General features: G+C 62.1%; 14 protein-coding genes and 1 pseudogene. 5 read left to right on the top strand and 10 right to left on the bottom strand.

From position 1 onward, the window contains the following. Positions 1–14 precede the first annotated feature (14 nt). On the top strand, positions 15–233 hold the full coding sequence (locus AC3WOG_RS32330) for a helix-turn-helix domain-containing protein (protein WP_216675202.1): 219 nt from the start codon (positions 15–17) through the stop codon (positions 231–233). A gap of 32 nt (positions 234–265) precedes the next feature. Continuing rightward, on the top strand, positions 266–757 hold the full coding sequence (locus tag AC3WOG_RS32325) for a hypothetical protein (RefSeq protein WP_492581823.1): 492 nt from the start codon (positions 266–268) through the stop codon (positions 755–757). A gap of 105 nt (positions 758–862) precedes the next feature. Here AC3WOG_RS32325 and kce read toward each other — a convergent pair whose 3' ends face one another. From kce to AC3WOG_RS32305, 4 genes and pseudogenes are all read right to left on the bottom strand, one after another. Further along, a complete protein-coding gene (gene kce, locus AC3WOG_RS32320) occupies positions 863–1,789 on the bottom strand; it encodes a 3,5-dioxohexanoate:acetyl-CoA acetone transferase (protein WP_492581822.1) in 927 nt (308 codons plus the stop codon). A 14-nt stretch (positions 1,790–1,803) separates the two neighbouring features. After that, positions 1,804–2,844: a VOC family protein gene (locus AC3WOG_RS32315; protein WP_492580125.1), complete on the bottom strand. Its 1,041-nt coding sequence runs from the start codon at positions 2,842–2,844 to the stop codon at positions 1,804–1,806. A 33-nt stretch (positions 2,845–2,877) separates the two neighbouring features. After that, positions 2,878–3,849, bottom strand: a complete 972-nt coding sequence (locus AC3WOG_RS32310; protein WP_492580124.1) for a fumarylacetoacetate hydrolase family protein — start codon at positions 3,847–3,849, stop codon at positions 2,878–2,880. A 632-nt stretch (positions 3,850–4,481) separates the two neighbouring features. Next, a pseudogene (locus AC3WOG_RS32305) lies at positions 4,482–4,607 on the bottom strand (IS3-like element ISKpn18 family transposase); the annotation flags it as partial. A gap of 252 nt (positions 4,608–4,859) precedes the next feature. Here AC3WOG_RS32305 and AC3WOG_RS32300 point away from each other — a divergent pair. Further along, positions 4,860–5,231: an HNH endonuclease gene (locus AC3WOG_RS32300; RefSeq protein WP_492581821.1), complete on the top strand. Its 372-nt coding sequence runs from the start codon at positions 4,860–4,862 to the stop codon at positions 5,229–5,231. Positions 5,232–5,498: 267 nt separating this feature from the next. Further along, positions 5,499–6,977, top strand: coding sequence for an ApeA N-terminal domain 1-containing protein (locus AC3WOG_RS32295; RefSeq protein WP_492581820.1), 1,479 nt, complete (start codon positions 5,499–5,501; stop codon positions 6,975–6,977). A 324-nt stretch (positions 6,978–7,301) separates the two neighbouring features. Here the strand turns inward: AC3WOG_RS32295 and AC3WOG_RS32290 are convergent, their stop codons facing one another. The 4 genes from AC3WOG_RS32290 to AC3WOG_RS32275 form a co-directional block, all read right to left on the bottom strand. After that, positions 7,302–8,879, bottom strand: a complete 1,578-nt coding sequence (locus AC3WOG_RS32290; RefSeq protein WP_492581819.1) for a tyrosine-type recombinase/integrase — start codon at positions 8,877–8,879, stop codon at positions 7,302–7,304. Further along, positions 8,876–9,853: a DNA-binding protein gene (locus AC3WOG_RS32285; RefSeq protein ID WP_492581818.1), complete on the bottom strand. Its 978-nt coding sequence runs from the start codon at positions 9,851–9,853 to the stop codon at positions 8,876–8,878. The genes AC3WOG_RS32290 and AC3WOG_RS32285 overlap by 4 nt, the downstream gene beginning before the upstream one ends. 802 nt (positions 9,854–10,655) lie before the next feature. Then, positions 10,656–11,306: a hypothetical protein gene (locus AC3WOG_RS32280; RefSeq protein ID WP_492581817.1), complete on the bottom strand. Its 651-nt coding sequence runs from the start codon at positions 11,304–11,306 to the stop codon at positions 10,656–10,658. 15 nt (positions 11,307–11,321) lie between these two features. Continuing rightward, complete coding sequence (locus tag AC3WOG_RS32275; RefSeq protein WP_492581816.1) at positions 11,322–11,711, bottom strand: hypothetical protein; 390 nt, start codon at positions 11,709–11,711, stop codon at positions 11,322–11,324. A 36-nt stretch (positions 11,712–11,747) separates the two neighbouring features. Here AC3WOG_RS32275 and AC3WOG_RS32270 point away from each other — a divergent pair, with 36 nt between their 5' ends. Continuing rightward, positions 11,748–11,954: a hypothetical protein gene (locus AC3WOG_RS32270; protein WP_492582569.1), complete on the top strand. Its 207-nt coding sequence runs from the start codon at positions 11,748–11,750 to the stop codon at positions 11,952–11,954. Here the strand turns inward: AC3WOG_RS32270 and AC3WOG_RS32265 are convergent. After that, positions 11,884–12,246: an HAD domain-containing protein gene (locus tag AC3WOG_RS32265; protein ID WP_492581815.1), complete on the bottom strand. Its 363-nt coding sequence runs from the start codon at positions 12,244–12,246 to the stop codon at positions 11,884–11,886. The two genes, AC3WOG_RS32270 and AC3WOG_RS32265, sit on opposite strands and share 71 nt — an antisense overlap. A 194-nt stretch (positions 12,247–12,440) precedes the next feature. Beyond that, positions 12,441–12,902 (bottom strand): hypothetical protein, encoded by a 462-nt coding sequence (locus tag AC3WOG_RS32260; protein ID WP_492581814.1) that lies wholly within the window; start codon positions 12,900–12,902, stop codon positions 12,441–12,443. Positions 12,903–12,910 lie beyond the last annotated feature (8 nt).

Here is a 12,910-nt window from a genome sequence, read left to right as displayed (position 1 = left end):
GAGGCGAGCCCATCATGGCATCTCGGAAACCAACGCTGGCTCTCGAACCACCACAATCGGGTCAACGCAAGAAGGGGCTGTCCACCCGGCAACGGATGCGTGAAGCCGCCGTCGAGCTATTCGCGGACCGGCCTTTCGACGATGTGCAGGTCGGTGAGATCGCAGAACGTGCCGGCGTGACCCATGGCCTGATGTTCCACCATTTCGGCACCAAGCGTGGTCTATCTCGATAGCGTTGCATGAAATCTCGCGCCGGCTATTCGAATTGAGCCTTCCCGATCCGAACCTGCTGCCTTACGATCAGATACGGCAGCTTCTTCTCGATCATTTTCAGCTTATGGCGGACAACGAAACATTGTTGCTTGGCTATATGCGCGGCTCAAACGCCATGGCAGCTGACCCCGAGGCATGGGCCGTTTTGGATCGTCATCGCGTCGAAATGGAACGCTGGGCGCTCAAACTGGTCGGCTTCTCTTCGGAATCCCAACCGCTGCGACTGGTGATCCGTGCGGCGGCATCGGGAATGGATCAACTCAGCGTCCGCTGGCTCCAGGAGGGCCGGATCCAAAAGATCGAGGTACTGATCGAGGCCACGATCGAGCTGATCATCGGTGGGTTCCGCGCTGCCACCAAATTCGACCCGACGCTCGATGTCGAGACCGGTATTCGATTGTTGTCGGAACGAGGCAGTTATTCGGACCGAACCAAGCGCGCGGCGAGCCCTACCATAAAGTGGGAGCGGGCGAAATCGGGCTGATCCTTTCCGCTCCGTTGCCTTAAATGGACGTTTGTCGTAGCCGTGATCGCGTCGAGATCACCGATCCGAACGCCGGTGCGAAGCGGTGTGCTCGTTTCAGCGCGGCTAGAAGCCGACGTTATCGCCCCCCTTGAGCGCCAGGATTTGACGCGCCTCGGTCGGGGTCGCCACCTCGAGCGAAAGCGGCTCGAGGATTGAGCGGATCAGCCGCACCTGCTCGGCATTGGACTCGGCGAGCCGCCCCTTGCGGGTGAACAGCGAGTCCTCCAGTCCCACCCGGACATTTCCGCCGTTGATGGCGCCCATGGTGAGGAAGGGCATCTGTTGCCGCCCTGCGGCCATGACCGACCAGCGATAGTCGTCGCCGAACAACTTGTCGGCGATGCGCCTGGCGTGGAACAGGTTCTCGGTATCGGCGCCCTGGCCTCCCAGCAGCCCAAAGATCGACTGCACGAAGAGCGGTGGCGTCACCAGCTTGCGATCGAGAAAATGGGCGAGCGTGTAGAGGTGCCCTGTGTCATAGCACTCGAACTCGAACCTGGTGCCGTGGCGCTGGCCCAGCCGCTCCAGCACCTGCTCGATATCCTTGAACGTGTTGCGAAAGATCCAGTCGCGCGACGATTCGAGATAGGTCGGTTCCCAGTCGTGTTTGAAGGTCTTGTAGCGACCCAGCATCGGGTACATGCCGAAGTTCATCGAGCCCATGTTGAGCGATGCGAGTTCTGGCGACGCGCGTTCCGCGGCCGCCAGCCGATCGTCGAGGCTCATGCCCTGGCCGCCGCCGGTCGTGATATTCACGATCGCGTCGGTCGACTCCTTGATCCGTGGCAGAAACTGCATGAACAACGCCGGGTCCGCCGAGGGCTTGCCGGTATCCGGATCGCGGGCATGGAGATGGAGCACCGACGCTCCGGCCTCCGCTGCCTCGATTGCCTGCGTTGCGATCTCGTCGGGTGTGATCGGCAGATAGGGGCTCATCGACGGAGTGTGGACGGAGCCGGTGATGGCACAGCTGATAATGACCTTGGGCATCTGTTCTCTCTCCTTCAGCGCATCCAGGGGCGTGGCGGCGTCAACAGCGCATCGACCACTGCGCGGGAAAAGGGGGGCGCGCCTTCCGGCAGCGGGCCGGGCGGTCGCAAGGATTCGGGCAGATCGTCGCCCCAGGCCCAAAGCCCGCCGCGGGCGAGCGGGTGTTGACCCGTCGGATAGTCGGCGGTCATGAGATCGCCGTCCGCATAATGCTCCCACTCATCTCCGGCGGGATCCTTCCAATAGTCGAAGAATTGGCTGCCAAGGACATGCCGGCCGGTGCCCCAGGCGTGGGTCCAACCCCGGGCGCGCAGATGTTGCTGGCCCTGTCCGACGGCGTCGATGTCGATCGTCTCGGTCGATACGTGAAGGACCGCGGGCGCGGGGCCGGCGAGGAATGCGAGGCTATGGTGATCGGCAGGCGTGTCACCGCGGTCGAGTCGGAAAAAGCCGAGCGCCGGCGTTCCGTCTGCGACCGTGCAAAGATCCGAGGCGATGAAGCCAAAACGGTGCATGTACCATTCGGCGGTTCGCTGGAAGTCGGGGGTCTGCAGCACGACATGGCCCATCCGCAGCACCGGCGACGGTTCCGCGGACGAGCGTATCGGCGCATTCACGCGCACGTTCCGGTTGGGCGTGTTGATGCTCACGAACGGCGCGCGGATCGGTAGGGGGTCAAGTTCAGCTATCTCAGCCAGCAGATCGACACGCCGCCCGTCCGGATCGGTCAGGCGAACGCGCAACCCGCCGCCGGGACCATCGTTGGGTTCGATCGCCACGCCCTCGATTTGAGCCAGGCGTTTCAGATCGGCGACATCCTTCGCCACTAGCGCGAAGCCGACAAAGCTGTCCTCATCAGCCGGGATCACCTCGACGCAGAACGGTGCTTTCCCATAGCCGCGATAATGGCGGCTCCTGCCGCTCGTCTCCAGCGACACGAAGCCGAAATCGCGCAGGAAGCGGTCCATCGCATCGGGATCGCGCCGGTTGAAGACGACATGAGTCAGCCGATCGGCATGCAGGATCGGATCTTGATGACGGAGCAGGCTGTTCACTGGATGGATCCTCTCATATGGTTCGCGAACATCTCAGACAATGCGGGTTTCTTGGCCGCCGATCAGCTTACCGCTGCGCGTATCGCGCATCGTCAGCCGTAAAACGTCGCCCGGTTGCAGGAAGGTCGTGCGCGCTGTCATCTCAGCCCGAAGCGCGTCGCGACGCGTCTCGTCGGCCATGAGGTGGGCGGCCAGGATGTCGACTACCATAGGCGAACCCTTCGCGAGAACCCCGCCCGGGGTGCCGGTCAGGATCATGTCCCCGGGCGCGAGATCCATGATCTCCGACAGCTGGGTGATCGTCTCGGCGGGACGGAAGATGAGCTGATCGGAGCGCGCCGACTGCCGCTGCGTATTCCCCCAGTCGAGCGTAATCTCGAGTGCGTTCAGCGTCTCCGCCACCTCGTCGGGGTCCAACGCGAGCAGGATGGGACCTGCGGGGCAGAAACCGCGATAGCTCTTGCCCTGAAACCATTGGAGAAAGGACGCCCCGAACATCGTGTCGCGCGCGGAAACGTCGTTGCACAACACGACGCCGGCCACATAGTCGCCAATCGTTTCGTCGGTCACTTTGCAGGCTCCCGTGACCGCGCGCCGCATCACCACGCCTATCTCGACCTCATAGTCGAGCAGCTCCACCTCCCGAGGACGCACGATGTCGGCATAGGGGCCAGTGAGGCTTGAACTCGCCTTCATGAAGAACAGGTTCTGCCGCCGTAGGTGATGACCCGATTCGCCCGAATGCTCGGCATAGTTGAGGCCTTGGCAGACGAGCTGACCATCGCTCGTTACCGGGCTCAGCAGACTAGAGGCTGGCAGCCGGAAAGGAGGTTCCTCATGCACGGTCCCGCTCGACAAGGCATTGAGCAGCTCGCTGGTCTTTTGGGCATTCGTCAGAAGAGGCGCCACCTCGATCGTATCCGACGCGCTGCGAGGCGCATCGCCGACCAGGCGCCCCCAGCGAAAGGATCCGGCATCTTGATAGCGCAATAGGGATTCAGCCATTTTGGGTACTTTCTTCAGATAATTTATGGGTAGGAATACGTATTAGCTGGATCGACCGGGCGTTGACGTATTCATCTCAATGTTCGACGGTTGGGAATTACGGAACAGGAGCGCGCTCAGGTGGGCGTTCGAGGATTCCTCGAGCAACGCTAGTCGCTTGCTCACGGCGACGGGCCGAGATGCTCGCGCAGCGCTGCAGCGGCGTGCGTTGGCTAATGGCCCCGCGTCAATCGCATCAAAACCGAAGGGCCGGGCAGCTGCGGAGCGGCGTCTTTCGCCTTTGTGTCGTCGCAAGCAACGAGTTACGATTCTGGCGCCGGGCAACCTTCTCTGTAGCTCCTCTAGCCCATGTGCGAGCGCGCTACCGACATTGCCTTTGCCATATTGGAGATGCCCATTTGAGTTCCTTTTTCCAGAGCGCCACGATTGCGAACCATTTTGCACATAAAATATGCCGGCCCTCGGGAGCGTCAGGTTTTCAATTTACAGGCTCTCCGATATCGCAATCAACATGCACTTTATTGATGCGCCGTTTCCTAAAAGTTGATGATCCATGGACACTCTGATGAGCCTTCGAGCCTTCTGTACTGTTGCGGAAGCGAAGGGCTTCGCCGCCGCGACGGACCGCCTAGCAGGTTCAGGAAGAACCGCTCCATCACCGAGTTATCCCAATAATTTCCCTTGCGGCTCATGCTGCAAACCACGTGATGCTGCCTGAGCAATGTCTGGTATTCATCGCTCGCGTACTGGCTGCCCCGGACGCCCTTCTAAATGTCAAGTTGGTTCATCATTTTTCTGAACGCAAAGCGGCGCGCTTCAGGGGTGGGAGCGGGTTGCCCACCTGTCCTCCGCAAAAACTCGATCAAGACAGGGCGAGGGTGTTCAGCGGCGCCGCATCGCATATGACATGATGAACACATGATTGCGCTCATCAGGATTGTTGTTCAACTGCTACCCACGCGTTGCGCAAGGTCGTGGAACGTCACCGACTGCAGCTTAAGCAGTCTCAGATGCCCGGTTCGCTGGATGCCCTAAACGAGCAGTTCGAACGCGATGTGGCCACCGCTCTTTCTCGCGCGCCTCGAGCCCGTCTCGAGCGTCTAGCGCTCGCTCCGAAGAAACCTGCCAAGGTCACAATTACGACCCAAGTGTTCCTGCGCAACGCCGATGTAGTTGCTGAGGTCTTGCGCCGAGCGAATGGCGTCTGTGAAATATGCCGCAAGGAAGCACCTTTTATGCGCAGGGACGGAACACCCTATCTCGAAGTCCATCATCGCGTGCAGCTTGCCCTCGGCGGCGAGGATACTACGGAGAATGCCGTGGCTGTATGCCCGAACTGCCATCGCTGGTCTCATTTTGGACCCCCGAGGACTGAATCATAGACCCAATGTTCGTTACTCCGATCAGCGTGAGGACTGCCACCCAGCCCCCGAGCGGTGGCCGATCTGAGTCGGTAGCCATTGGACTCAGTGCGGCCATTTGCAGCCACCGACATACGCCCCCGCACTGACGGTCGGGCGTCGGCTCCGTCTCCGTTGTGGACATTCACGCACCGATCCGGTCGCGGCATCATCGGTTCAAGCTACCCGTGCCCTGCGGGCCTGCCGCATAACGTATCATCAAGGTCGGTAACGGATAGCAAGTCAAATATGAATAAAAATATTGTTGAAGAGCGTGGATATTTTTGGTGGCACGACGAGCCGGTTCCAGAAAATCAGTTCGCACCGGAGAGCTACGTTACTGGCGTGCTCACAGTCCGTGAAGATGGAAGTTCGAGGCTGGAACTTGATACGTCAATGCCTTCCGATATGCATTCAATCGAAAAGCTCGCGTCCGATCTGCAAGGTCAGGGGAAGCCACGCTCAATCTGCGGCATCCTGAAAGGCACCGGCCAGCGTATTTTGCTTGTTGATGCGGTCGGAGACGGAGGCCATTTCCACTCGAATCGGTTCTCCTATGAAAAATATCTTGCATCCTATTGTCTCGTTGGGACGAAGGCGATTCCATGGCAAGCAAATGGGATCAAATTTTCGAGAATGGAAGTCGATCTTGCAGGCTATGAGGACTGGCTCCGCATCGGGTCTATTAGGACCAATCGGACGGTGCGCGCTGTGACTGTAAAACAGCGCACACAGAAGGACGTCTCTTTTAGCCTCAATGATCGAAAGCTTACGTTCCAGTATGAGGTGCTAGGGCCGCACCGCGGAAAGCAGCAGACCCATGAAGTCACGCTCAAGGAGTTTGTGGTTTTGGCGTTTCGCTTCAAAAGAAGTATGCCCATCGAGGACATCCGGTCCGAGTTCCACTTTCTACAGGACCTATTCATCCTTCTGACCGATTCGCACTACGCGCTTGCTTGGCCGACCGTGTCGCCCGCACAAAGCAAGGATATTTACACGGCTTATTTCTTGCGGACCACGAGCGCGGCGCCAGCGCCCGCACATTACAAATGCCCGACCAATTTCATCCAGTTGCGGGAAAGTTTCGGTGCAATTTTCGATACTTGGAGGACGAAGCGCTCAACCTATGGTTCGGGCTTCTATTCGTATCTGAGTACGCGCAGGGATTTTCAACTCTATGTCGAAAACAGATTTTTAAATCTTGTTCTCGGCATGGAATCTCTGCACAGAAAGAAATTTGACGGTGCCAGTTGTTCAGCCGCGCTAGACGAAAAGATCGAGAGAATTATCGGTCAGATTAAACTCTCCCGGGACAAGAGGTGGCTCACCCGGATACTGGAACATGAGAAGGAACCTCGGCTGGAGCAGCGCATCTTTGAGTTGCTTCGCGACTTATCTCTTGGCTTTGAAGAAGAAAGGCTGCGAAGGTTCTCAAAGGCTTGCGCCGCTCGCCGAAATGATCTCTCCCACTTTGGCGGCGAGCGGGTAGGCCGCGTGAAGCCGAATTTTCTTGCAGAGTTGGACATAAGAAGCGACGCGCTTGCTGTTCTCTACCATGTGATCTTGCTGAAAGAGATAGGGATCGACGACGATTGTTTGCGCCAGTGGGTGTTCGAATCGTTCGGCTCCCACGCGAGAAAGCACGCGTTGGTCGCGACGGAGTTGCTAGGCGACGAAGTACTGCAGCCTACCGCTCACCATATCGCACCGGGCCGCGACGCGCAGTAACGGGTCCAGCAAGCATCCGGTGACCTGGAGATCTGATACTGCTGACACGGTGCGTGTCGAACGTCCGTTTAGCCTTGTCAGCTGACGTTACTTCCCCTCGTGTCGAATGTCCGCGCCGGGTCGGGAGTGCGAGTTCACTGATGCAGGATGCTGCCGTCGGGTTGGTCGATGCCACCATCGTCAGCAATCAGCCACATTGCTGACGCAGAACCCAGCCCATCTCAATGACGGCTAAGGCCGAAGGCGACGTACGAAACCATCGGTCGACAACTGTTGGCAGCAAGCGTTGAGGTGCGCATGTCTTCCTGCCTTTATCATCGATGGTTACTTTGATTGCGGAAAACTCCCCTCCACAAACGCGCGCGTCTGCGTGAGGTCCGTCTTCGCATACGCGGCCGTCGTCTGCACCGACGCGTGCCCGAGCAGCTGCTGGGCAACCGGCAGCGGCACCGCATGATCAACGACCAGCGTGCGCGCGTAGCCATGCCGTAGCCAGTGAGTGGACGCCGCGCGCAGCATGGCGAGCGTCACGCTGTCACCGGGCGCGACGCGGTCTTCCGCCGCATGAAAGACCGCCTTGACCTCGTCATAGAGGCCGCTCGCGCCGAGCGCGTCGCGCTTCTCGCTGTGGATGGGCGGCAGCCGTTCGAACGGAGCAGGGGCAGGTGGCAGTCCGCGCGCGAGCCGGTACGCGCGCAGCGGCGGCACGCAGACGGCGGGGAGCGGAATCGCCCGCAGCTTGCCGCCCTTACCGAGGACGTGCAGGGTCCAGTTGCTGTCGGCGTCGACATCCAGCCGTGGCAGTCCCAGGGCTTCGGACCAGACCAGCTCCGCGAGCCGCACCCCGCCGTAGCGGTACAGCGACCAGATGGCGCAGCGACGTGTCCAGACGGGCGGTGTGAGGCCGGTCGGCGCAGGGCCCGCGACGACCGCATCGCACAGCGCGACCACGCGGGCCGGCATGATGCGGGTGGGCATCCAGGCGGCCCGCGCGGCACCGCCCCCGGACAGATCGGCGGCCGGATTCGCGATCAGGTAGCCGGTTCTGAGCCAGTAGCGGAACAGGCTCGACACCACCGCGAGCGCACGGGATGCCACTGCGGCGGACCGCTGGCGCGGCCCACCAGGTTGTGCCCGACGCGCCAGATGATGGATGCCGGGGGGAGTTGCTTCGCCGATGGCAGGACCGTGTTCGACCTCGCGGCGGTACGCGAGCAGGTCGTGACGCGTCAGGTCCGACAGCGGCCCGAGCCGTTCGCGCTCGCACCACGCGATCAGGCGTCGCAGCTCAGCCAGGTACGCGCGCCGCGTGTGCGGCGAGCGGCCGGCGCGATCGCGCAGGAAGAGGATCACCGCCTGGGCATCGTCGGCTACGCCGAGCGTGTTCGTGACCATCGACGGATTGACGAAGCGGCCCGCCCGCGCGAGCCATCCACTGGCGGTAGGGGTGGCACTGGAGACATGGTCGACACGCGCGGCGACGGTGTGAGGCGGTTCGAGCGCCGCGAGCCAGACGGCCGTGGCGGCGGGCGGCACTGCGGCGCTCGCAGGCACCGGCGCGGTTCCGTCAGCGACCTTGTGGAAACGGCGCCGGTGCTGGTGCAGCACGCGTTCGAGGATGGTCCCGGGTGGGGGCGCATCGTCCGCCGCGACAATCCGCAGGCGCCCGCGGTCCCAGTACTCGACGGCGGCCTCGTGCTCAAGCAGCAGCGCGAACACGGCGGGGTGCTCGCGTTTCGCGTCGGCGAGCGACGGACAGCCGCGCTTCAGCCGCGACAGCGTCCAGCGGGTGTAGACCGGGTGGCCGGTCGCGCCCGCGACGTAGTCGAGCGCCGCCTCGATGGAATCCGGCAGCGGTTGCGGTGGCGACACCGCGGTATCGATCCAGTGAGCCGGGTTCATCGCGCCTTTCTCCGCGTTGCGGGGCCAGCCGGGGAGGGCGTCGCCGTCGGAGTCGATGCGGCCGGGGTCCTGCGGTGCCGGACTGGTGCAGGCTTCGCCGGGTGGCGGGTAGTGGCGTGCACGGCCTGCAGCAGGGCGCGATGCTCAGCAGCGACCGTGGCCAGTGCCGCGGCTTCGGCGGCGGCGCGCTGGTGCGCGTTGCGCTCGGCGGCGAGTTCGGTCAGCAACCGGTCACGTAACCCCTCGAGTGCGGCGGCCCGTTGCTGGGCCAGCGTGATCTGGCCGGACAGCCGCTCACGCTCGGCCTGCAGCGCATGCCGCTGGTGTCCGGTTTCCTGCAGCAGCTGCCGGGACAGGCCTTCGTAGCGGGCGTGAACCGCAGCGAACTCGTCTGCATGCATCTGTCTGGTCTGGGCGAGCGTTGCGGTGATAGTGTCCAGTTCCGCCTGCAGGCCCGCTGCAGACGTCCTGAGCGTCTCCGCACGCTCGGTGAGGCTGCGGCAGTCCGCGCGCAGGTTGGCCAGTTCGCTGTCGCGTGCACTCAGCTGCGCCCGCAGTTCGGCAAGTTCGACCCTCAGCATCTCGGTCCGCAACTCGGCGTCCCGCCGCGAGGCGTCCGAGGCTTCCGCGGCCTGCGTCGCTTCATCCCTGAGGCGCGCCACATCGTCGAGTTGAACGGCAACGGCGGCTTGCCAGAGCGCGCGCATCTGCTCGGCGATCGTGTCGGGCAGCCCGGGAATCGCGGCTTGCGCGAGGCCGGCGCGCACCACCTCCGCCTCAATCGTGTTCAGCGCGCGCGAGAGCATCGTCGGGTCGCCGGCACCGAGCCGCGCGCGAAGCTTGCGGACCGAGACGACCTTGCGGAAGCGCTCAGCGGTGGGCGGCGCGTGACCGGGGTCCATCTCCGCCTCGGCGAGCATGGCGAGCACGGTGGTGCGGATCTGGTCGGCGGTGACGGCGGCGGGGCGGCCCATGGTGGTACTCCAGCAGCGGCACGCCAGCGCGCCCGGGCGAAAACGGGTTCGGGCGGGCGCGGGCGGGCCATTCCAGCATAGATTACGCACAGGTCTGACGCCAGAACACCGTTTCTGTGCCGGGAATGGACAGGGTTGCCGTGATAACTGCCCTTATCACCGGCAAACGGCGCCAGGCCGGTACCGGGCCGACCGGGGCCCATCCGGCCGCGTGGTAGCCCGACCCGTCAGGTCCAGGATGCTCTGGTCACCAGGCAGGGTGACCCGTCAGGGTCAGTGGTTTGCGTGAAACCGCTTCCTTAGCTGGCCAGCTAAAGAAGCGGTTTTAGCTAAACAAACCGGCTTTTCAGCAGGGCAGTGTTGCTGGACCGGACGAAGCGGCGGTGGTGGTTGCCAGCATCGAGCTGGCAAGGCCTGGGGTTCCGGCCCGGTCGGAGCTCGCGCATACGGCCAATGGCCCGCGCAGCTGGACTGTCGCGCCGGGGATGGCAACCAGTCCGGCATCGGGCGGCGGGCGCTGGTGTATGCATTGCCGGGCCGCGGCGCGGACCGGCTACGGTTACGTCCCGCCGGTGAGGGCCCGCAGCACGGGGGATCGCTCCTGTCGCGGCTGCGGCTTGCCCAGCGTGATTCCGTGTCGGCAACGAGGCTGCTACGGTCAATTGACACACCGTGTACACGCGAAACGCAGTCGAAATGCGTCTATCGAGCAACGCGTAGCCAGCATCTCCAATTTCCGCAACGCAGCAGAGTTTGTCGGCATCAATCCCGAAATGCGGATACCCAAGTTTTGTCTACTTGATCAGGCAACGTACGTCCCATGCATGTGCCTGGCGGCGTTAATCACGGCTTCACGTCGGTCGAGGGCATCCATCGGAGAGACGGGCTCGCCCTCATGCTCTCCAGTACCAGAGATCCATCCGTTCCGGAAATGAAACCACGCGGCGATCTTCCACGAGTCGGCTACCGGGCCGAGTGCAGCCAGGATGTCCTTGATGACCGGCAGTGGTTGGCACATGGCGTCGAACTGGTAGCCGGCAAAGTATTCCTTGCCGCCGATCGACACGCTGAAGATGTGGCCACGGCGCTTCCAGCCGCTGGCCGGCTGCGCCCTGTTGGCGGGCGGTGCGGCCTGGAGCGCACTGATCTGCCCGGCCGTGAGCCAGTCGCCCCGCGCAAAGACGGCACGCATGGCTTCCTGACGCCAAATGCGCTCTTCGATGAGGGCTGTGACCGGCGCCGAGAGGCCCGTGATCGCGGTGGCAAGATCATCTGCCCGCTTGATAATCGCTTCCTCGAAAGACGTTTTCATCAGAACGGTCGCCGCCAGATTCTCCAAACCTTGTTTCAGGGAAGATACGATGGCCGGATCAGTGCCGGCTGGCAAGCGCAGGCTGAGCACGAGATCCGTCGTCGGGATATCTGTGGTGGATTGGTCATGGGCACGGATCATGGCTGCCTCACTTCATTACGCACAGTCTCTGGTATTCCTTGGGGTACTGTCACTCTGCAGTTCTTCTGCCAGCAGCTCGCGAACACGCTTCATGATCCAGGTGATCTCGGCCGGGGAAATGTCCCACTGTCCCGAGGACACGTTCCGGGTTACATCAGTTTCGATCTTGGAAAGCGTATCGCACGGTGACTGCACCGGATTCCCGGCAAGTTTCCGGCGGGCGTAGGATGCAAGCTGTCCGGCGAGGTCTTCGCATGCATCGTATCGTGTGGATAGCTCTTCAGCGGTCGACCCCGAGATAAGCTGATCACCGGCCCGACGGAGCAAGACTTTCGGCTGGTACCCACCAATGGCGCCCTGGGCGGATTCGCGAGGAAAGTCATCAGGAATGGCGGGAGAATTCATGGGCTCAACCCTCATTACGGGAGTGTGCATGTCGCGATGAAGATATTCGCAGTTATTGCGATGGAAGCCGGGTTTAAAGAAAAAACGACCCATCATATCGATGGCGAGCGGCGCGACATGGAGGACGATGCAGCGCCGGATGTCCTATTCCACGAAACCGGTCAGTCCTTCCTCAAGTCTCGCCATCACCTGGCTGTCGCCGGTGACCAGCACCGGGTCGGCTATGACGAGATGATCGCGTGACCATGCGGGGACCTCCTTCGTCGCGGTCGTCGAGCGCCAGCCATGCGTACGGCCGTCGGCGCATTACATCGGAGCAGACCTGTTTGCCTCGTGGCACCTCCGTGAACCAGTTTGCACCTATATCGCCATGAAAGGTCGCGCCGACGACACGGTCGCGCAGTCGGACGGGTAACCGGCGTGCGACTTTGAAGACGCTGCCGTAGACAACAACCGAGCTTGTCGAGAGGACGAGCCGAACGTCTGAATAGGGCGCCTGGAGTTCGACGAACAATCCGGCACGTTCGCGCACCATACCTCCGGGGGGATGCCACATATGGGCCGATCCCTGGCAGCCGCCAGACGTCTGCCGGATGCAGCACTCCGTCAAGATCCAGGTACAGGACTTGGCCGCCCGTTCACCCGGGCGGCCGCATTGCCACGGAGCACGCGTGTAGGTGCCGTGAAGCGCAAAGGGGCCACCAGCAGCCTTGGTGTGGCCTGAAAGCGTTAAGTATCCTGGCTGGCAGCAACAACGGTAGTGTCAAAGCGCCGCTCGCTTACCAGTTCGGGTGGAGACACAAGATAGCGCCGAATTCGCGTGCATGGCCTCAGCTCACCATGACTGGTCGAATACCATCTCCAGGGTTCGTCGCCTGCGTTTGGCTTGCGCTCCCGCCAGATGCCGGCAACCTGGTAAAGATGGAGGCCGATACCATCAGTGGCGCGATCCAGTACGTAGACGAGGAAGCTGTCTCGCTCGCATTCCGATACCGCCTCGAGCAATACTTCGGGACCAGCTAATAGCCATCCAGCCGGCTGCGAGGCATCACCGCGTCGTTTGTGCGATGCGATCACCAGAAAATTCAGGGGCTCGTCCGTCCACCCGACGCAGTCCCACGCCTGGTAGGGCGTCGCAAGTTGCTGTTTGAACGCGTCACGCTCGGCCCAGGTCGCATCCGTCACTAACATCCATCTTC

It is taken from the genome of Paraburkholderia sp. FW306-02-B (genome assembly GCF_058782725.1).
Note: the sequence above shows the minus strand (reverse complement) of the source record. Positions and strands in the feature narration are given on the sequence as shown.

Excerpts from the sequence above, each read along its gene's own strand:
- AC3WOG_RS32330 (WP_216675202.1), top strand. The coding sequence starts at position 15 with ATGGCATCTCGGAAACCAACGCTGGCTCTCGAACCACCACAATCGGGT.
- AC3WOG_RS32290 (WP_492581819.1), bottom strand. The coding sequence starts at position 8,879 with ATGAACCCGGCTCACTGGATCGATACCGCGGTGTCGCCACCGCAACCG.
- AC3WOG_RS32295 (WP_492581820.1), top strand. The coding sequence starts at position 5,499 with ATGAATAAAAATATTGTTGAAGAGCGTGGATATTTTTGGTGGCACGAC.
- AC3WOG_RS32260 (WP_492581814.1), bottom strand. The coding sequence starts at position 12,902 with ATGTTAGTGACGGATGCGACCTGGGCCGAGCGTGACGCGTTCAAACAG.
- AC3WOG_RS32275 (WP_492581816.1), bottom strand. The coding sequence starts at position 11,711 with ATGAATTCTCCCGCCATTCCTGATGACTTTCCTCGCGAATCCGCCCAG.
- AC3WOG_RS32300 (WP_492581821.1), top strand. The coding sequence starts at position 4,860 with ATGCCCGGTTCGCTGGATGCCCTAAACGAGCAGTTCGAACGCGATGTG.
- AC3WOG_RS32310 (WP_492580124.1), bottom strand. The coding sequence starts at position 3,849 with ATGGCTGAATCCCTATTGCGCTATCAAGATGCCGGATCCTTTCGCTGG.
- AC3WOG_RS32285 (WP_492581818.1), bottom strand. The coding sequence starts at position 9,853 with ATGGGCCGCCCCGCCGCCGTCACCGCCGACCAGATCCGCACCACCGTG.
- AC3WOG_RS32280 (WP_492581817.1), bottom strand. The coding sequence starts at position 11,306 with ATGATCCGTGCCCATGACCAATCCACCACAGATATCCCGACGACGGAT.
- kce (WP_492581822.1), bottom strand. The coding sequence starts at position 1,789 with ATGCCCAAGGTCATTATCAGCTGTGCCATCACCGGCTCCGTCCACACT.
- AC3WOG_RS32265 (WP_492581815.1), bottom strand. The coding sequence starts at position 12,246 with ATGGTGCGCGAACGTGCCGGATTGTTCGTCGAACTCCAGGCGCCCTAT.
- AC3WOG_RS32270 (WP_492582569.1), top strand. The coding sequence starts at position 11,748 with ATGAAGATATTCGCAGTTATTGCGATGGAAGCCGGGTTTAAAGAAAAA.